This window comes from Picosynechococcus sp. PCC 7002 (assembly GCF_963860125.1).
GTDB lineage: Bacteria > Cyanobacteriota > Cyanobacteriia > Cyanobacteriales > MRBY01 > MRBY01.
The window spans coordinates 1,836,653-1,854,641 of the sequence record NZ_CAWLFA010000001.1; the positions used below are offsets into that span (position 1 = coordinate 1,836,653).

Below are 17,989 nucleotides of genomic sequence, written 5' to 3' on the forward strand. Positions count from 1 at the left end.
CGATCACCATGAGTGAACAACCGAATTTTCGTCCCCCCAGTGAAGCCCAAGCAGCCCTCGAAAAAGAATCTCACCTCCCCCTCACCGGTTGGCAACAGGAAGTAGACCGGGGCCTGGAATACGGCCTCGAAGCCGCCGCCAGTATCAAAGACCGCAGCATTCCCACCTTTTCCCGAGGAGAACTGCCCCACTATGCCGGGATCAATACTTTCCTAAAGGCCCCTTATCTCGAAGATGTCCGCAAGGTTGGTGAATATGACGTGGCCATCCTTGGCGTCCCCCACGACTCTGGCACCACCTATCGCCCCGGCACTCGCTTTGGCCCCCAGGGGATTCGGCGGATCTCGGCTCTCTATACCCCCTACAACTTTGAGATGGGCATTGATCTGCGGGAGCAAATTACCCTTTGTGATGTGGGGGATGTCTTTACGATTCCGGCCAATAACGAAAAATCCTTTGATCAAATTTCTAAAGGGGTCGCCCATGTGTTTAGTTCCGGTGCTTTCCCGATTATTCTCGGCGGCGACCATTCCATTGGCTTTCCCACGGTGCGGGGGGTTTGTCGGCATTTAGGCGATAAAAAAGTAGGCATTATTCACTTTGACCGCCATGTGGATACCCAGGAAACAGATTTAGACGAGCGGATGCACACCTGTCCTTGGTTCCATGCCACCAATATGGCCAATGCTCCCGCCAAAAATCTGGTGCAGTTGGGGATTGGCGGTTGGCAGGTGCCCCGGCAAGGGGTCAAGGTTTGTCGAGAACGGGCGACCAATATTCTCACGGTGACTGATATTACCGAAATGGGTATCGATGCGGCGGCGGAGTTTGCCCTGGAGCGTGCCCTAGATGGTACCGATTGTGTTTACATCAGCTTTGACATTGACTGCATTGATGCGGGATTTGTCCCCGGCACAGGTTGGCCAGAACCAGGCGGTTTATTGCCCAGGGAAGCCCTCGCTCTCCTCGGTAAAATCGTCCGGAAGGCCCCCGTCTGTGGTTTGGAAATCGTCGAAGTTTCACCGCCCTACGACATTAGCGATATCACGTCCCTGATGGCGACCCGCGTGATTTGTGATACCATGGCCCACCTCGTTTTATCTGGTCAGCTACCCCGCAAAGAAAAGCCCGCCTACATTCACCCCGAAGCAAATATGGCAGTGGATCAGGCTTGGACTTAAACTTTGAGGAAGAGTGTTCTGTTTTCTTAGCGGCAAAGCATAATCTTTGTCTGTGTTTTCTAGAGTAATTGTTTGCGATGAAGTATTTGACCCTTGGCAGTTGTGTGTTTTTGGGGTTGGCGATCGCCCCCGTTGCCACCCTTGCCCACCATGACCCTGCACCCACCGTAGCCCACCACCAACCCACTACCCAGATCAGCCACCACCAGCCCAGCACCCAAACGGCCAAAGTCCGGGCCATTGACTGGGAAACAACCCCAGGAATGCTTGGTCTGCGGAGCCAAATAGGCCAGACCCTCAACGTGATTTGTCCGGCGGGACAACCCACAGAAAAAATTTGGGGCACGGATATCTACAGTGATGGCTCATCGATTTGTACGGCGGCTGTCCACGCAGGCCTGGTAGAACCAACTACTGGGGGCAATGTGACGGTCAAAGTGCTGGGTTCCCAAACGGATTTTGTCGGCACAGAACGCAACGGCATTACAACCTCTAGTTATGGGCCTTGGGGTGGCAGTTTCGAGGTGGAATAGTTGTTGATGTTTCCGAAAAAGAATTGGCTCCGTAGGATGTACGGGGCTTTCTTTGATCACAAAAAAGGGGACAACTCACAAGCGTCCCCATGATTCATTCATTTGTTGGTTCGGGGAAATATGTCCCAGGCCAAAATTTACTCTGCTAACCAGCGCACAGCGTCTTTAGCGTGGTAGGTGAGAATCAAATCTGCGCCCGCCCGTTTAAAGCTCGTGAGGGTTTCGAGGACGACTTTTTTCTCGTCAATCCAACCGTTTAAGGCGGCGGCTTTGACCATGGAATATTCTCCAGACACGTTGTAGGCGGCGACGGGCAGGTTGGTCATTTCCTTGACCCGCCAAATGATGTCCATGTAGGCGAGGGCCGGTTTGACCATGACGAAATCTACCCCTTCGAGGATGTCGAGTTCCACTTCCTTGAGGGCTTCGCGGCCATTACCCGGATCCATTTGGTAGGTGCGGCGATCGCCAAATTGGGGAGCAGATTCGGCCACATCCCGAAAGGGGCCATAGTAAGCCGAGGCATATTTTGCGGAATAGCCCATGATCGGAATATTCGTAAAACCAGCTTCATCTAAACCTTCACGAATCGCGGCGACGAAACCATCCATCATCCCCGAAGGCGCGATAATATCCGCGCCAGCTTTGGCCTGGGATACAGCGGTTTTTTTCAGCAGTTCAAGGGTGGGATCATTTAAGACGCGTCCGGTTAAGTCTCCGGTTTGCAGGTAACCGCAGTGACCGTGGGGCGTATATTCACACAGACAAGTGTCATTAATGACTGTCATTTCAGGAATTGCTTCCTTGATCGCCGTGGTTGCCTTTTGGACAATGCCGCAATCGTGCCAGGCTCCGGTTGCATCGTTATCTTTTTCGGGGGGAATGCCAAACAAAATCACCGCCGGAATGCCCAGTTCCCAAACTTCCTTGGCCTCGGTGACGATCTTATCGATGGACAGTTGATAAACACCGGGCATCGACTTTACTTCATTGGCGATCGCCTCTCCGGGCACTGCAAAGAGGGGATAGATCAAATCATTGGCCGTAAAGGTATTTTCCCGCACCATGCGGCGAAGCGACTCACTTTGGCGAAGGCGACGGGGGCGGCTAGAAGGGAACATAGTTGGCAAAAATAAAATCCAGATGAAAAATTGCTTCTGAATAGTTTAGGCGATCGCTCCCTTTCCTTTACTGAAACGTAACAGTCCTCAATGATTAGCAATCTTTGGCTTGGCCTAGAGGGTTTTCGCCCACTCTCGAATGGCACAGCAGGTGGCCCAACCTCTCAATGGTCTATTTTCAAGAATGACCCTAAAATCGAAAATCGCCTTTTTGCTTTGATCAATCTCAGTGCCAGGGTCACTATACTAAGGCTAATCACTCCCCGGAAAAAATCCAGAAGCTTATGCAGAGGTTATTGTTTACGATGGAAATGAAGTCTGTACAATATCTGGATAACCACCTTATATGGATGTCGTCTGCATAACATCCCCAGTAGGAATTTTATACGGAATTCTTCCAAATAAAAGTGCTATGAGGCATTTTAGATGGACTTTTTCCGCATAATCACTAGTTAGGTTGCTTAAAATATCGGTGAGGACATAGCGAGAGGTTGTCTGGTGGTGCTTAATGTTCAAGAGTGCGAACAAATTATCTCGGAAATTGAATATAAACAGGATATTCGCAAGTATCCAGATAATCTCCGTAGAGGGCAATTCAAATCAGGTTGGGAAGATGCAGTTATTCGTCAACGGATTTATTCGCCAATCACTCTTCAAAGACTAACTTGGCGTAACTTGGGCTATCGGACAGGAGTACGTTTTGGTGATAAGTCAGTAGATGAGATCAATCGGATTTTTGAACTGTTTGCCCGACATTACAAAAGCGTAAGAGGTATTGACCCTTCATCTTGGCAAAGTGACATAGAGCAATGGGTCGCAAAACATCGAAAACTACCTAACACCCTAAGTAGAGACTTAGTAAGATTTTTTGATCTAGTTTTTGAACATACGCAGCATCCAGATGAAGCGTGGTTTGGAGTTCATGAACAAACAGTGAGCTTAGTGGTGGGTGGCATATTTTTGGCTGCAATCAATCTGTCTAATCCTGATTATGGTATTTGGGTGCTTTTAGACCAAAATCCGGTAGTCATTCCTAAAGTTGATTATAAGCCTGTTAAATCTACGCAAAAGTACGATCCTCTTACTTGGGCACATCTAGATGATATTACAGATGTTAGTGCCTTGCTTGAAAGTTCTGAATTTTGGTTGTCTTACTCAAACGCATCCACCAAAATTCTAAATTCACCAATTTCCCGTACTCGTAGTGTAGAGTTTCAGCAAAGCAGACATAAACGTCGCCTAAACAAGTTTTGGAGTAATCAGCTTGAGAATCAGGATGACCTAGCGGAGTTGCGAGACGAGCGACAAAGAATTGAAGCAGAAGGATACTTTAACGTTGAGAATCTAGAGGATGCAAGAAGAAGAGTCACAGCTTCTATTGTGCAACGCCAAGGGCAATCTGAGTTTCGTCGTAAGCTACTTACTGCTTATGCTGGTCGGTGCGCTATTTCTGGCTGTGATGCAGAACCAGCAATAGAAGCGGCGCATATCTTTCCCTATCAAGGTACTCAAACTAATCACATCACAAATGGGTTACCACTAAGAGCGGATATACACACTTTATTTGATCTATATTTGCTATCGGTTCAGCCAGATACTTATGAAGTAATAGTTGCCCCAGAACTTATTGAAACCTGTTATCAGGAACTTTTTGGTAAGAAGCTCATTTTGCCAAAGGATACGTTTGCATTACCTAATAGCGAGGCACTCAGAAAGCATTATGAAAACTTCTTGCAGAAGCATAATCAGGGAGAGTAGCCGCAACCTAACACATCACGGTAGCGGACGGACGAAAGCCACTGGTGCTTAGTTCGATGTTATCTGCCGCCGCTGCGTTTTGCCGTTAACATTACAAAGCACAAGGCGAGAGAGCATCCTGTCAATCACCTCTCGATTTGAGAAATTAATCTATTAAGTGTTTCACATTGGCGATAATGATTGATGGTTTAAGGATTACAGGGTTTTTGCCCACTCCCGAATGGCGCGGCGGATCGCCCGACGACCTAAGGGACGATTTTCTTCGATCAAAGCCATCATTTTTGTCACTGAAATTTGCGGCAGGGCCAAACTCGTTTCTGAAACGCGATATTCTCCCTGGTCAAGGAGATAAATGGTTATTTTGCCATCCTCATAGCTCCAAATTTCCGGCACTCCTAACCGTGCATAGATGGGAAACCGTTCTAAAGAGCGGCTTGTCAGTTCAATTTCTAAAGCCAAATCGGGAGGCGGATCTTTAGCGAGGTCATAGTCCAACTGGCCCCGGATCAAGGGTTCATGCTGGAAGTAAAAACAATTGTCCGGTTCTAAACCTGCTTTGGCCGCCGGTTTGCGCCAGGTGGTTGAGCCGAGACTTTCATAATCAATTTCTAGTTCATCGGCGCAATCTTTGATCGCATCACCGATCGCCTCTTTATAAAATTCATGTTCAGGGAGGGGCGTCATAATTTCTAAAGCTCCATCACAGTAGGCCACGCGACTGGCACGGCTTTCTCCCAAATCCCGCAGGATATTCTCAAACTGTTGCCAACTGATATTACTCAACAGCACCCGATCCGCCCGTTGTTTTGTCAGCATCACTTTATCTCCCCTTGCCGATCACCCTCCATTCTATTTAATGAATCCCAGGACGTTGGCGATCGCCTTTTTTCACCGAGATTCACGGGAAAAGCCATGGCAAGTTAAAATCAGCCATAGCAAACATTTGTAAACATCAGCCACCACAGCCACCGTGACAGACGCAAAGAGCTACAAAGATACCGTTAATTTGCCAAAAACCACCTTTAATATGCGGGCCAATGCTCCCCAAAAAGAACCAGAAATCCAAAAATTCTGGCAAGAAAACCGCATTTACGAAGACCTAGCGCAGAATAACCCCAAAGACTTCTTTACGCTGCACGATGGCCCCCCCTATGCCAACGGCGACCTCCACATGGGCCATGCCCTAAACAAGGTGCTGAAGGACATCATTAATAAGTACAAGCTCTTACAAGGCTACAAAACCCACTATGTCCCCGGTTGGGATTGTCACGGTTTACCCATCGAATTAAAGGTACTGCAAAATCTCAGTGCCGATGCCCGGCAAAATCTCACGCCCCTTAAACTGCGTTACAAAGCCCGTGACTTTGCCCTCAAAACCCAAAAAGCCCAAGCAGCCGGATTTCAACGGTATGGCGTTTGGGGCGACTGGGAAAACCCTTATCTCACCCTCACCCCAGAATATGAAGCGGCTCAAATCGGCGTATTTGGCGACATGGCCCTCAAAGGCTATATCTATCGCGGTCTGAAGCCCGTCCATTGGAGTCCGAGTTCCCAAACGGCCCTCGCCGAGGCAGAACTTGAATACCCCGAAGGCCACACTTCCCAAAGTATCTATGTCTCTTTTCCGATCACGGATCTAAGCCCGGAAGCCAAAGCTACTTTAGGCGAATTTGCCGATAGTTTGGGCGTGGCGATTTGGACAACAACCCCTTGGACATTGCCTGGTAACTTGGCTGTGGCGATTAATCCTGACCTGGAATATGCCGTGGTAGAAACCGATGGTAGCCTCTGCGCCCAGAAATATTTAGTGGTGGCCAAGGATCTCGCAGAAAGTTTAACGAAAACCTTTGACGCTGCCTTAACAGTGAAAACCAGCTTTAAAGGGGAAATCCTTGAACATTGCACCTATCAGCATCCCCTCTACAATCGCACCAGTCCGGTGGTGGCTGGTGGTGACTACATCACAACGGAATCTGGGACGGGCCTCGTTCACACTGCGCCAGGCCATGGTCAGGAAGACTACATCACGGGCCAGAAATATGGTTTACCCATCCTTTCCCCGGTAGATGCAGAAGGAACTTTAACTGAAGAAGCAGGCGAATTTGCGGGCTTAAATGTTCTCGACGGAGCAAATAACGCAATCATCGCGGCTTTAACGGAAAAACGTGCTCTTTTAAAACAAGAAGCCTACCAACACAAATATCCCTACGATTGGCGTACCAAAAAACCGACGATTTTCCGGGCCACAGAACAGTGGTTCGCCTCCGTGGAAGGGTTCCGGGATGAAGCTCTCAAGGCAATTAAGGGGGTGCGGTGGATTCCGGCCCAGGGGGAAAATCGGATCACGGCCATGGTTGGCGATCGCAGTGACTGGTGTATTTCCCGGCAACGCAATTGGGGTGTCCCCATTCCTGTTTTCTACGACGAGGAAACCGGGGAAGCATTGTTAAATGAAACCACCATTAACCACGTTAAAGAAATCATTGCCAAGGAAGGTTCTGACGCTTGGTGGAAACGTTCGGTAGAAGAACTTTTACCGGAGGAATATCGTGACAATGGTCGCACTTACCGCAAGGGTACCGATACCATGGATGTGTGGTTTGATTCGGGTTCTTCCTGGGCGGCTGTGGCTAAACAGCGGGACGGTTTAAATTATCCTGTGGATCTGTATTTAGAAGGTTCTGACCAGCATCGGGGTTGGTTCCAGTCGAGTCTTTTAACCAGTGTGGCTGTTAATAATGTGGCCCCCTATAAAACGGTATTAACCCACGGTTTTGTGCTCGATGAAAAGGGCTACAAAATGAGTAAATCCCTGGGAAATGTTGTTGATCCCAATATCATTATTAATGGCGGCAAAAACCAGAAAACCGAACCGCCCTATGGTGCAGATGTGCTGCGCCTATGGGTTTCTTCGGTGGATTACTCTTCAGATGTGCCCATTGGCCAAACAATTCTGAAACAGTTGGCGGATGTTTATCGCAAAATTCGCAATACAGCCCGTTTCTTATTAGGAAATATCCATGATTTTGATCCAGCGAAAGATGCAGTTGCTTACAGTGATTTACCGGAATTAGATAAGTATATTTTGCATCAAACCCACAATGTTTTTACAGAAGTTACAGAAGCTTTTGAGGAATTCCAATTCTTTAAATTCTTCCAAAAGGTGCAAAATTTCTGCGTGGTGGATCTGTCGAATTTCTATCTCGATATTGCCAAGGATCGCCTCTACATTTCTGATGTGAATGCTCCCCGGCGGCGCAGTTGTCAAACGGTAATGGCGATTATCCTTGAAACTCTGGCCAAGGCGATCGCCCCAGTATTGTGTCACATGGCGGAGGATATTTGGCAGAACTTGCCCTACGAAACGGAGCATCAATCGGTGTTTAGTGCGGGTTGGTATCAACTCGATCCCCAATGGGCAGCGGACGAAACTTTATTCCAACGGTGGGAAGAACTGCGCAAAATCCGCAACAGCGTGAACCTCGTTCTCGAAAAAGCCCGCACAGAAAAATTAATCGGTGCTTCCCTCGAAGCAAAAATTCTGATGCGCGATGTGGATGGGGCCTTAACAGACTGGCTCGCGGCCCTAAATCCCGCCGATAGTTTGAGTGAGTCCCCACGGGTGGATGAACTGCGCTATTTGCTCCTTATTTCCCAGGTGGAATTTGTAACGGCAGCCCTCGACGATCAGCAGTACCAAGACACCCTGGAGTTGGCTGAAGGCAAGCTCCAAATCGCCGTGGTCAAGGCGGACGGTCACAAATGCGATCGCTGTTGGAATTACTCCACACAAGTGGGCACCTTTACGGATGATCCCACCATTTGTGAACGCTGTAATGCAGCCTTAGCCGGTCAATTCTAAGTTGCGCTTTAGGGGTGGGAGTAATCTCGCCCTTAATTTTTTATGGATGTCAATCATCTCGTCGCGGAAATCTTTTCCCCAGCCCTCCGGATGCCCCTGGGAACGGTCATCACTTATCTGGGGGCGCTGTTGGCGATCGCCGAAGGTCTCAGTCGCAAAAATCACCTAAGCCCAGAACTGACCCGCAAAATTGTCCATATCGGCAGTGGTAATGTCATTCTCCTCGCCTGGTGGTTTGATATTCCGATGGAAATTGGCATTGCTGCCGCCTTTATTGCAGGCTTAATTGCCCTGATTTCCTACTTCCTGCCGATTTTACCCAGCGTGAATAGCGTCGGTCGCCAGAGCCTCGGCACCTTTTTCTATGCCCTCAGTATGGGGGTGTTGATCTGGTGGTTTTGGTCGATTCAGCAACCTGTATTTGCGGTGCTTGGCATTTTGGTGATGGCCTGGGGCGATGGTTTGGCTGCCGTGGTCGGTAGCCAATTGGGCAAACATCCCTACGAAATTCTTGGCAACAAAAAAAGCCTCGAAGGCACCGCCACAATGTTTGGGGTGGGTTTCTTGATTTGCGGTTTATTATTTCTCGGTTTTGACCTCATGCTTTGGCAAAAAGCGGCGATCGCCCTCGTTGTTGCCCTTTGTTCTACCTTGCTCGAAAGCATTGCCCAGTTTGGCATTGATAATTTTTTGGTGCCCGTCGGCAGTGCGGCGATCGCCTTTTTACTCGTACAAGCTTTGATTTAGGATTCATCTACCGAAACCGAAGGGATATCCACCGTTGCCGTCGTTTCTCCCTGGGTTGTCGTTTTCCCTTGGGAATTTTCTTGGCGGGCTTGGAAAAAAGCCAAGGCCATTTGGGACAGTTCCGCAATCAACAATGTCGCCAGCATCACATCATCAATCTGACCCGCAATGGGGAAAAAGTCCGGTGAAATATCAATGGGGCTGATCAAATATGCCAAAGTGCCTAAAATAATCCACCACCGGTATTTCGGATTGCGCAGGGTGTTGCGGTACCAATCATAAAGAGCCTTGGGAGAAAGCGACATAATATTCTTTTAATTCATTCAGGGAATACCTCAATTTTGCAGAATCCTCTTCTTTCGCAACCAGTGTAGAAAACCGCCACCATCTCCCCCGAATCCAGTTAATTTTTCCCAAGAAAAAAGAGGCTAGGCTTAAAGGCCCAACCTCCTCAAAATGAATTATTGGAAAAAACTTTCCGATCGATGCAATAGATACCTGTGTTTAATTAGCTAGCACGGGTACTCTTGTCACCAACCTTCTGGAAGAAGCCCCATTCCACTTGCTCTTCTGCCAGTTCAGGGTCAACCCCAGCAAATACGTCACGGTACAACGTCCGAGAACCATGCCAAATGTGACCAAAGAAGAACAGCAGCGCAAATACAGCGTGACCAAAAGTGAACCAACCACGGGGGCTCGTCCGGAATACACCGTCAGAACCAAGGGTTTCAGTATCAAACTCGAAAGGCTCACCCAACTGGGCACGACGGGCGTATTTTCTGACAGTGGCAGCATCGGTGAAGGTTTGACCATTGAGTTCGCCACCCAAGAAGGAAACCGTAACCCCAGCCTGTTCAACGGAGAACTTAGACTCAGAACGACGGAACGGAATATCAGCCCGGAGGACGCCATCCGCATCGGTCATGACCACAGGGAAGGTTTCAAAGAAGTTGGGCATCCGACGAACAAAAAGCTCACGACCTTCTGCATCTTTGAAGACAGGGTGGCCGGCCCAAGACTGAGCAATTCCATCACCTTGATCCATCGGCCCTGTACGGAACAAACCACCTTTCGCAGGGCTGTTACCGACATAGTCATAAAAAGCAAGTTTTTCAGGAATTGTATTCCAAGCTTCCGCAGGTGTTGCCCCTGACGCAATTTCAGCATCCACACGGCGCTGAATTTCGTTTTGGAAATAACCCTGGTCCCACTGATAACGGGTCGGGCCGAAAAGTTCGATGGGGGTGGTAGCGTTGCCGTACCACATGGTGCCAGCGACGACGAATGCGGCAAAAAATACCGCTGCAATACTGCTGGATAAAACCGTCTCAATGTTACCCATCCGGAGTGCCTTATACAGACGCTCAGGGGGACGCACACTGAGGTGGAAAAGACCAGCAATAATCCCAACGATACCAGCGGCAATGTGGTGCGCCACAACGCCGCCAGGGTTGAAGGGGTTAAATCCACTGGGGCCCCAATCGGGGGCAACGGCTTGGACATGGCCCGTTACACCATAGGGGTCAGAAACCCACATTCCAGGCCCCCAGACGCCGCTGAGGTGAAAGGCTCCAAAGCCGAAGCAAAGAAGACCAGATAGGAACAGGTGAATCCCAAACATTTTCGGCAAGTCTAGGGCAGGCTTACCGGTACGGGAGTCAACAAAAAGATCGAGATCCCAATAAACCCAGTGCCAAACGGCAGCGAGGAACAGAAGACCGGACAGAACGATGTGTGCTGCGGCGACGCCTTCAAAGGACCAAAAACCGGGGTTAGTGCCTACAGCACCAGTGATATCCCAGCCATTCCAGGAGCCAGTTACGCCCAGCCGTGCCATGAACGGCAGTACGAACATGCCCTGCCGCCACATGGGATTGAGGACGGGATCACTGGGATCGAAAATTGCTAGCTCATAGAGGGCCATTGAGCCAGCCCAACCTGCGACAAGCGCAGTGTGCATGAGGTGTACAGAAATCAGACGACCTGGGTCGTTAAGGACGACTGTATGTACGCGGTACCAAGGTAGTCCCATTGACTACTCTCCTCCTAAACAATCGTGTCTACTATGACCAAATATTTTCTCATTATTAACGAGGATTGGTCTGAACCGAGAAAAACAACTTCAAATCTATAGGAAGATTTTGAGTTGAAACGGCTTTTTGACGGCAATGTCTTCGTAGACTTTAATAAAAGCTTCCTCGGAAAAATTTACAAAAGTTTACAAAGCATCCTCAAGAAAGTTGTTTTGTTATTGCTAGTTGTCCCAAGGACTTAAGCGTTTTTTTCTTCTCTCTAAACTACGATACAAAGGGTTTGTGCTGGGTTTAGGGGGAAGATTGTTTAAAGAAGTGTAACTATTGTTAGAGGGCTTGGCAAGCGTATTACGGGAAATGTAATGGCGCTAATGGCTTGGAGTTGGGTCTTTGTAGAGAGTGTTGGCTTGGTTTAATTGGGCGATCGCCTCTTCGGGACTGATGAGGCGTTTGATCATCACTTGACCGATGTTCTCGGTTTTGACCTTCGTGGGATCGGGCGTCACTTCCAGCATCAGGATCGGGTCGTCTACTTGGTAGAGCCAGAGGCGCTCCCCCTGGTTTTCCATGGCGATGTTGGTGCGCTGAATCTTGGGGGGACGCCGCCAGGACAGAATATCCCAGGGGCCACCGGGTTCCCAAACGCGGCCAATGTGCCACCCTTCGGTGAGAAAAAAATATTGCATAAGCGAGAATTTAGGGCAGATCAATGTCCAAAATGATAGGCTCGATTGCCCTTTATACCCAGGGGTGGGGTCAATAAATCGCAAATATTTTCTAGGTTTTACCATCGCGATCAAAAAACCCCCAAGGATTTTGGAGGTTTTTCAATCAAATCAAAGGAACAATGATGATCCGCCTAGGCCCGCAACAGGGGGCGATCGCTTAAAACTTTAATCTCCGAATTGGCTTGGGAAAGGGCCGCTCGATTGACCTGGAGGCGATTTGAAGCCACCGTGGTCACCTTAATTTCGTTACGGTCTACTAAGTTTAAAAAGGATTCAATGGACTGGAGCCCACAGGTGTCGTCCCCGGCCGTTGTTTTATAGTGGGTCGGGATAACAATCTTGGGACGCAGCAACTCTAGGGCTTGGAGCGCTTGGGCTGGGGTGTAACCCTTGGGGGGAATATTCTGTGGGTCGGCGTCGGTGCCCCCAACGGGGATCATCAGAATATCTGGGCTGCCCCCGGTCAAAATAAAATCATCGATGTCCACTTCTTCCCCAGCGCCGCCGAGGTGCAAGAGACTAATGCCTCCCTGGCGCCAGCTCCAGGCAATGTTGGGCGGGAAGCGCCAGCCCCGATAGCGTTCGATGTTGGCATGGGCGAGGCTAATGCCGTCAAAGGTGATGTTATTCACGGGATATTGTCCGGCTTGGAACAAAATCCTGGGGTCTCCGGGTAAACCATCGGTATAGCCTTCGTCGAACAGTTGGCTACTCAACAGGACAATGTCTGCTTGGGGAAATGTGTCCCGATAACCTGCGGTACAACTGAGGGCACGGAAGGGATTAATGAGAACCTTAGTCCCCGCACCACTGACGGAAAAACAGGTGTGACCCAGCCATTCAATATCAAGGTTGCCGGTTTGGGCTTGGACGGTATTTTTTTGCAGCAGAGAAAAGCCGGCGATCGCCCCAAAAGCACTAATCCCTGCGGTCTGAATAAACTGTCTACGTTTCATGGTTATGTCGGGGAGCCCCTCACTAATTCGTTACAAGCAGCGGTACAGGCGACAGAGTAGCGAGGAAATTCCGCAAAAGCTGTTTACCTGCCGTGGTTAAGATACTTTCGGGATGGAATTGTACCCCCTGGATATGGGGATAATCCCGATGTTGTACGCCCATAATCGTACCGTCATCCACCCAAGCAGTGACCTCTAAACAATCAGGACAATTATTTTTGTCGATCACCAAGCTATGGTAACGGGTGGCGGGGAATGGATTTTCTAAACCAGCAAATACCCCTTTGTTGGCATGGTGAATCGCGGAGATCTTGCCATGCATCAGGGTTGCGGCACCGATAATTTTGCCCCCAAACACCTGGCCGATGCTTTGGTGTCCCAGACAAACCCCAAGGATAGGAAGTTCCTGGCCCAATTCTTTGATCACCGCCAAGGAAATCCCCGCGTCTTCTGGACGGCCTGGCCCCGGCGAAATGACGATGCCCGCAGGTTGTTTGGCACGAATTTCAGCGAGGGTAATTTTGTCGTTCCGATACACTTCGATGTCCTGGGCCACGGGTAATTCTTTGCCTAATTCGCCGAGGTATTGGACAAGGTTATAGGTGAAACTGTCATAGTTGTCGATGACGATGATCAAAGGGGTCACACTCCTTTAGATAGTGATGGGGATTTGTGCGGGGTTGAGCTAGGGAAACAGGGAAATTTTTTGCGGTGAAAAATAGGATTTTACAGGGGTTAAGATAGCAGGCTCTAGGAGTGCTTGGAAGTGGGGCCAAGCGATTAATCCGGCAATGGCCACCGAGGCGATCGCCCCAATGAGTACTGCCGCCGCCGCGCAGTCTTTGGCAATTTTTGCGAGCTCATGGTAACTCTGCTGTACTGTGAGATCCACCACCGATTCGAGGGCTGTATTTAGCAACTCCAGGACAAGCACTAGGGCGACCATGGCTGTGAGGATCGCTGTTTCTAGATAATTGAGGGACAACAGCCAACACATTGTCCACACAAAAACGGCGATCGCCAAGTGAATCCGAAAATTTCTCTGGGTGCGGGTGGCGTACACAATGCCCTGCCAAGCGTAACGGAAGCTCGCGAGGAGGTCAGGGGCCACTTTCCAGGCTAGCGATCGCCGTTCCCGGTCGGGGGGTGAGAGGATTTTTTTGTGCTGTGTCATCTTCTCCCTCAATAGAATCACCCCATTATGGAATAAGTTGAACGTTTCGCAAGAGTACGGCTTGACGATCGAGCATTTCAATTAACCGGGCTTCATCGGGATGATCCCACCCCAGCAGGTGCAATAAACCATGGCTCACCAACCAACCCAGTTCCGTTTGGAGGCTGTGCTGCCGTTCCTGGGCCTGGCGTTGGGCCGTTTCTACCGAAACAATAATGTCTCCCAGATAGAGCGGTTCCCCAGGGGGTAAGGGGCTAGCAAAATTATCTTCGAGGGCCGCAAAGGAAAGGACGTCGGTGGGTTGGTCTTTGTGGCGATATTGGTGATTGAGATTGTGGATTTCGGCGTCAGTGGTGAAGCGGAGGGTTAACTCGTAACCGTCGGCCGGGGGTAAAGCCGCTGTTAATTCCGGTAGCCACCGTTGAAGGTGATTTTCCCAAGGGGCGATCGCCAATTCAGGCAGTTCTAGACCAGAAGCATTTTCGACAAAAATTTCACACTCAAGCACGGGCTGCATCCCCATCTAACGGGTGAGGTAGGCCATGGTGACGAAAAACCCCAACAGGCCAGCGGTGGTGAGGAAAAAATGCCAGAGGGACTTACCCCCTTTGCGCACCATATTCCGCATGGCGAGCTTGACGTAGCTGGGTTTAGGTTCAGTGGCTTCTGGGGCCTGGTCGAGGGAAGTTTGGGATTCAGACATGGTTCGGGACGAAGAATTTACGGCAACGGGTCGGAATTTTGAAAAAAATATTTGTTTGAAAAATGCCTCTCTAATGTAACAGTTTGTTGCAAAAAATAACGGCGGGAAGAGCCAACCCCTTGAGACGAGTTTTTCTGATACGTCGCTCCAGTTCTGGAACCCCATCCGATACACTGAATGCTTAAGGCGATCGCTGTTTGGGAAAAAATTATGCGCATTTTAATTATTGGTGGTACCCGGTTTATTGGGGTTTATCTCACCCAAGTTTTATTGGCGGCAGGCCACGAGGTAGTGCTGTTTAACCGGGGCAATCATCCGGCACCGATGGGCGTAGGGCAAATTATTGGCGATCGCCAAGAGCCGGCGCAACTGAAGGAAAAACTGGCTGGCGAAACCTTTGACGCGATTTTTGATAATAATGGCAGGGAACTCGCCCATACCCAGCCCCTCGCCGAAATTTTTGCTGGAAAAGTGAAGCATTTTGTCTATGTCAGTTCCGCTGGCGTTTATCTGCCCACTGACCAACCGCCCCACAAAGAAGCCGATCCCGTTGATCCCAACAGCCGCCACAAGGGGAAGCACGAAACGGAGGCTTATTTGGCCCAGAGTGATTTGCCCTGGACATCGATCCGTCCCACCTACATTTACGGCGCAAAAAATTACAATGACCTGGAAGCTTGGTTCTTTGACCGCATCGTCCGCGATCGCCCGATTCCAATTCCTGGGGATGGGCAATTGATCACCCAGTTTGGCCATGTTTATGATCTGGCGACGGCCATGGCAGCGGTGCTAGATAATCCGAAAGCGATTGGACAAATTTACAATATTTCAGGCGATCGCTTTGTCACTTTTACCGGACTCGCAAAAGCCTGCGCCGTAGCAGCAGGGAAAGATCCCGATACGTTGGCATTGGTTTATTACAACCCCAAACAATTCGACCTCGGCAAACGCAAAGCCTTTCCGATCCGCGCCCAGCACTTCATGGCAGATATCAATAAAGCCCTGAATGACCTCGACTGGCAACCGAAATATGATCTAGTGAGTGGCTTAAAAGATTCTTTCCAGAATGACTATCTCGCCAATGGTCGAGACAAGGTTGACCTCGACTTCAGTCTTGATGACCAAATTTTAGGACAGCGATAGGAACCCGCCCATGGCTACTAGCACCCTCACCGACATTTACCGTTTCATTCAACAGGAAATTCCCAGCGCGACAGGCGATCGCCTCAACGCAACAACCGATCTTTTTGGCACCTTTGACATCCAGGCCGATGACTGTGCCACCTTTATAGAAAAATTCGCCCAGAAATTCAAAGTCGATCTTGATGGCTACCTTTGGTATTTTCACCACGGCGAAGCGGGCCTTAACCTTGGTGGATTTTTGATCAAGCCTCCCTACGAACGGGTTGAACGCATTCCTATCACCCCAGAAATTTTATTAAAAGCGGCCACCAAGCGCCGCTGGAAACTCAGCTATCCCGACCACACCCTCCCGAAAAAACGTTGGGATATGGTGGTCAATAAAATTATTCTGTTCCTCGTCTTTTTCTACATCCTGAATCGTTTTGCGCCCCTCCTCATCGAAAAATTCACCTAAAGGCGTTTACCATACGTCGAAGCAGTATTCGGGAAAATGTAGTGATGAGTGCAAATCCAGAGGTAATCGTCATTGGTAGCGGCATTGGCGGGCTTTGTTGTGCGGGTCTTTTGGCTCGTTATGGTTATGATGTTTTGGTCTTAGAAAGCCATGCGATCGCCGGTGGTGCGGCCCACAGTTTTACCCGACAGGGCTACCACTTCGACTCTGGGCCATCTCTGTATTCTGGTCTTTCCTACAGCCCTTCCCCCAATCCCCTGCGGCAAGTCCTTGATCTCCTCGAAGAGGATTGCCAATGGCTCACCTACGATGCCTGGGGTGTTCACTTACCCGAAGGTTATTTCCGCGCTGCGGTGGGAGCCGATGGCTTCTGTGAAATGTTGACCCAGATCGGTAAGGCTGATGCAATTCCCCAATGGCGCAAACTCCAAGAAACCATGCGTCCCCTCGGTGAAGCGGCGACAAAACTTCCCTTGGCGGCCTTTCGTAACGATCTCGGTGTTGTCCGCACCGTCGGTAAATATGCCAAAACTCTCTTGCCCTACCTTCCCTACACTCCCCAACTGAATGCCCCCTTTAGCCGGGTGATGGATCGCGTGATTACCGACCCCTTTATCCGTAACTGGCTAGATTTACTCTGTTTTATGCTGTCTGGATTGCCAGCCAACGGCACGATTTGCGCGGAGATGGCTTTTATGTTCGCTGACTGGTATCGTCCCCAAGTTTTGCTGGATTATCCCCAGGGAGGTAGCGGGGCGATTGTAGCGGCTCTGGTGCGGGGCCTCGAAAAATTTGGGGGCAAGCTGCGCCTGAATAGCCATGTGGAAAAAATCCTCACTGAAAATGGCAAGGCCACGGGGGTTCAACTCCGCAATGGTGAAATCCTTCAAGCACGACGGGCAGTGGTTTCTAACGCTTCTGTTTGGGATACCCTCAAGTTGATTGAGCCGCAAAATATTCCCCAAAAATTGCAGAAACGGGCTAATAAAATGCAGCCCTGTCGCAGTTTTATGCACCTTCATTTAGGGATTGACAGCAGCAATTTGCCCGAAGATTTGGAGTGCCATTACCTCATCGTTGATGACTGGGAAAAGGGAGTTGATGCGGCTCAAAATGTGGTCGCTGTTTCGATTCCTTCACTGCTGGATCCGGGCCTAGCGCCCCCAGGAAAACATAGTATCCACGTTTATTTGCCTGCTACCGAAGACTATACACCCTGGGCAAACCTAGACCGTCGTTCCCCAGAATATGCTGCTTTCAAAGAAGAACGTTCCCAGGTTTTGTGGCAAGCCCTGGAAAAAGTGATCCCCGATATTCGTCAACGCACGGAATTAACCCTCGTTGGTACGCCTCTCACCCATAGTCGTTTCCTCAGACGCGATCGCGGTACCTATGGCCCCGCATTAAAAGCGGGCAAAGAACAGTTTCCGGGCTGTACAACACCCATCGCTCAGTTATTTTGCTGTGGAGATTCGACTTTTCCTGGGATCGGCATTCCGGCGGTGGCTGGGTCTGGGATGATTGCCGCCAATACCCTCAGTCCCCTGGGTCAACATTTACAAATTTTGCAGATGATTGCCGATTGAAACCATCCTG

Annotated in this window: 18 protein-coding genes; 8 read left to right on the forward strand and 10 right to left on the reverse strand. The window is 49.7% G+C overall.

From position 1 onward, the window contains the following. Positions 1 to 8: 8 nt before the first annotated feature. Positions 9 to 1,181 carry an agmatinase family protein gene (locus AACQ84_RS08920; RefSeq protein WP_012307363.1) on the forward strand — a complete coding sequence of 391 codons (1,173 nt, stop codon included), beginning with the start codon at positions 9 to 11 and terminating at the stop codon, positions 1,179 to 1,181. Between the two features lie 77 nt (positions 1,182 to 1,258). Further along, positions 1,259 to 1,714: an LCCL domain-containing protein gene (locus AACQ84_RS08925; RefSeq protein ID WP_012307364.1), complete on the forward strand. Its 456-nt coding sequence runs from the start codon at positions 1,259 to 1,261 to the stop codon at positions 1,712 to 1,714. Between the two features lie 137 nt (positions 1,715 to 1,851). On the opposite strand, the gene hemB is transcribed toward AACQ84_RS08925, so the two are convergent. Next, positions 1,852 to 2,835: a porphobilinogen synthase gene (gene hemB / locus AACQ84_RS08930; RefSeq protein ID WP_012307365.1), complete on the reverse strand. Its 984-nt coding sequence runs from the start codon at positions 2,833 to 2,835 to the stop codon at positions 1,852 to 1,854. A gap of 498 nt (positions 2,836 to 3,333) precedes the next feature. On the opposite strand from hemB, the gene AACQ84_RS08935 reads away from it, so the two are divergent. After that, on the forward strand, positions 3,334 to 4,593 hold the full coding sequence (locus AACQ84_RS08935) for an HNH endonuclease (RefSeq protein ID WP_049761613.1): 1,260 nt from the start codon (positions 3,334 to 3,336) through the stop codon (positions 4,591 to 4,593). A 195-nt stretch (positions 4,594 to 4,788) separates the two neighbouring features. Here AACQ84_RS08935 and AACQ84_RS08940 read toward each other — a convergent pair whose 3' ends face one another. After that, the gene (locus AACQ84_RS08940; RefSeq protein ID WP_012307367.1) at positions 4,789 to 5,409 is read right to left on the reverse strand and encodes a Uma2 family endonuclease; all 621 of its coding nucleotides are present in this window, start codon (positions 5,407 to 5,409) and stop codon (positions 4,789 to 4,791) included. Positions 5,410 to 5,563: 154 nt separating this feature from the next. Between AACQ84_RS08940 and ileS the strand changes: the two genes are divergently transcribed. After that, positions 5,564 to 8,455 (forward strand): isoleucine--tRNA ligase, encoded by a 2,892-nt coding sequence (ileS, locus tag AACQ84_RS08945; protein ID WP_012307368.1) that lies wholly within the window; start codon positions 5,564 to 5,566, stop codon positions 8,453 to 8,455. A gap of 42 nt (positions 8,456 to 8,497) precedes the next feature. Next, positions 8,498 to 9,202, forward strand: coding sequence for a diacylglycerol/polyprenol kinase family protein (locus AACQ84_RS08950; protein ID WP_012307369.1), 705 nt, complete (start codon positions 8,498 to 8,500; stop codon positions 9,200 to 9,202). Here AACQ84_RS08950 and AACQ84_RS08955 read toward each other — a convergent pair. From AACQ84_RS08955 to AACQ84_RS08990, 8 genes are all read right to left on the reverse strand, one after another. After that, a complete protein-coding gene (locus AACQ84_RS08955; protein ID WP_012307370.1) occupies positions 9,199 to 9,507 on the reverse strand; it encodes a YkvA family protein in 309 nt (102 codons plus the stop codon). The genes AACQ84_RS08950 and AACQ84_RS08955 overlap by 4 nt on opposite strands. A gap of 203 nt (positions 9,508 to 9,710) precedes the next feature. Further along, a complete protein-coding gene (psbB, locus tag AACQ84_RS08960; protein WP_012307371.1) occupies positions 9,711 to 11,234 on the reverse strand; it encodes a photosystem II chlorophyll-binding protein CP47 in 1,524 nt (507 codons plus the stop codon). A 369-nt stretch (positions 11,235 to 11,603) separates the two neighbouring features. Continuing rightward, the gene (locus AACQ84_RS08965; RefSeq protein WP_012307372.1) at positions 11,604 to 11,921 is read right to left on the reverse strand and encodes a hypothetical protein; all 318 of its coding nucleotides are present in this window, start codon (positions 11,919 to 11,921) and stop codon (positions 11,604 to 11,606) included. A gap of 173 nt (positions 11,922 to 12,094) precedes the next feature. Further along, positions 12,095 to 12,919, reverse strand: coding sequence for an MBL fold metallo-hydrolase (locus AACQ84_RS08970; protein WP_012307373.1), 825 nt, complete (start codon positions 12,917 to 12,919; stop codon positions 12,095 to 12,097). Positions 12,920 to 12,941: 22 nt separating this feature from the next. Continuing rightward, entirely contained in the window at positions 12,942 to 13,556 is a 615-nt protein-coding gene (locus AACQ84_RS08975; protein ID WP_030007514.1) for an anthranilate synthase component II, read from the reverse strand. A gap of 48 nt (positions 13,557 to 13,604) precedes the next feature. Beyond that, the gene (locus AACQ84_RS08980; RefSeq protein ID WP_012307375.1) at positions 13,605 to 14,093 is read right to left on the reverse strand and encodes a diacylglycerol kinase family protein; all 489 of its coding nucleotides are present in this window, start codon (positions 14,091 to 14,093) and stop codon (positions 13,605 to 13,607) included. 25 nt (positions 14,094 to 14,118) lie between these two features. Next, positions 14,119 to 14,610, reverse strand: coding sequence for an rRNA maturation RNase YbeY (ybeY, locus tag AACQ84_RS08985; protein ID WP_012307376.1), 492 nt, complete (start codon positions 14,608 to 14,610; stop codon positions 14,119 to 14,121). 6 nt (positions 14,611 to 14,616) lie between these two features. Beyond that, a complete protein-coding gene (locus AACQ84_RS08990) occupies positions 14,617 to 14,796 on the reverse strand; it encodes a DUF3285 domain-containing protein (protein WP_030007517.1) in 180 nt (59 codons plus the stop codon). Between the two features lie 210 nt (positions 14,797 to 15,006). Between AACQ84_RS08990 and AACQ84_RS08995 the strand changes: the two genes are divergently transcribed. Genes AACQ84_RS08995 through AACQ84_RS09005 form a run of 3 tightly spaced genes read left to right on the forward strand, consistent with a single transcriptional unit; the run spans position 15,007 to position 17,979 of the window. Further along, positions 15,007 to 15,939 carry an NAD-dependent epimerase/dehydratase family protein gene (locus tag AACQ84_RS08995; protein ID WP_012307378.1) on the forward strand — a complete coding sequence of 311 codons (933 nt, stop codon included), beginning with the start codon at positions 15,007 to 15,009 and terminating at the stop codon, positions 15,937 to 15,939. Positions 15,940 to 15,949: 10 nt separating this feature from the next. Next, complete coding sequence (locus AACQ84_RS09000) at positions 15,950 to 16,393, forward strand: DUF1493 family protein (protein ID WP_012307379.1); 444 nt, start codon at positions 15,950 to 15,952, stop codon at positions 16,391 to 16,393. Between the two features lie 44 nt (positions 16,394 to 16,437). Beyond that, positions 16,438 to 17,979 (forward strand): phytoene desaturase family protein, encoded by a 1,542-nt coding sequence (locus tag AACQ84_RS09005; protein WP_012307380.1) that lies wholly within the window; start codon positions 16,438 to 16,440, stop codon positions 17,977 to 17,979. Positions 17,980 to 17,989: the final 10 nt, after the last annotated feature.

Bases quoted from the DNA above. Each gene is read 5' to 3' on its own strand.
- AACQ84_RS08920 (WP_012307363.1), top strand. From the start codon at position 9: ATGAGTGAACAACCGAATTTTCGTCCCCCCAGTGAAGCCCAAGCAGCC.
- AACQ84_RS08925 (WP_012307364.1), top strand. From the start codon at position 1,259: ATGAAGTATTTGACCCTTGGCAGTTGTGTGTTTTTGGGGTTGGCGATC.
- hemB (WP_012307365.1), bottom strand. From the start codon at position 2,835: ATGTTCCCTTCTAGCCGCCCCCGTCGCCTTCGCCAAAGTGAGTCGCTT.
- AACQ84_RS08940 (WP_012307367.1), bottom strand. From the start codon at position 5,409: ATGCTGACAAAACAACGGGCGGATCGGGTGCTGTTGAGTAATATCAGT.
- AACQ84_RS08950 (WP_012307369.1), top strand. From the start codon at position 8,498: ATGGATGTCAATCATCTCGTCGCGGAAATCTTTTCCCCAGCCCTCCGG.
- AACQ84_RS08955 (WP_012307370.1), bottom strand. From the start codon at position 9,507: ATGTCGCTTTCTCCCAAGGCTCTTTATGATTGGTACCGCAACACCCTG.
- psbB (WP_012307371.1), bottom strand. From the start codon at position 11,234: ATGGGACTACCTTGGTACCGCGTACATACAGTCGTCCTTAACGACCCA.
- AACQ84_RS08965 (WP_012307372.1), bottom strand. From the start codon at position 11,921: ATGCAATATTTTTTTCTCACCGAAGGGTGGCACATTGGCCGCGTTTGG.
- AACQ84_RS08970 (WP_012307373.1), bottom strand. From the start codon at position 12,919: ATGAAACGTAGACAGTTTATTCAGACCGCAGGGATTAGTGCTTTTGGG.
- AACQ84_RS08980 (WP_012307375.1), bottom strand. From the start codon at position 14,093: ATGACACAGCACAAAAAAATCCTCTCACCCCCCGACCGGGAACGGCGA.
- ybeY (WP_012307376.1), bottom strand. From the start codon at position 14,610: ATGCAGCCCGTGCTTGAGTGTGAAATTTTTGTCGAAAATGCTTCTGGT.
- AACQ84_RS08990 (WP_030007517.1), bottom strand. From the start codon at position 14,796: ATGTCTGAATCCCAAACTTCCCTCGACCAGGCCCCAGAAGCCACTGAA.
- AACQ84_RS08995 (WP_012307378.1), top strand. From the start codon at position 15,007: ATGCGCATTTTAATTATTGGTGGTACCCGGTTTATTGGGGTTTATCTC.
- AACQ84_RS09000 (WP_012307379.1), top strand. From the start codon at position 15,950: ATGGCTACTAGCACCCTCACCGACATTTACCGTTTCATTCAACAGGAA.
- AACQ84_RS09005 (WP_012307380.1), top strand. From the start codon at position 16,438: ATGAGTGCAAATCCAGAGGTAATCGTCATTGGTAGCGGCATTGGCGGG.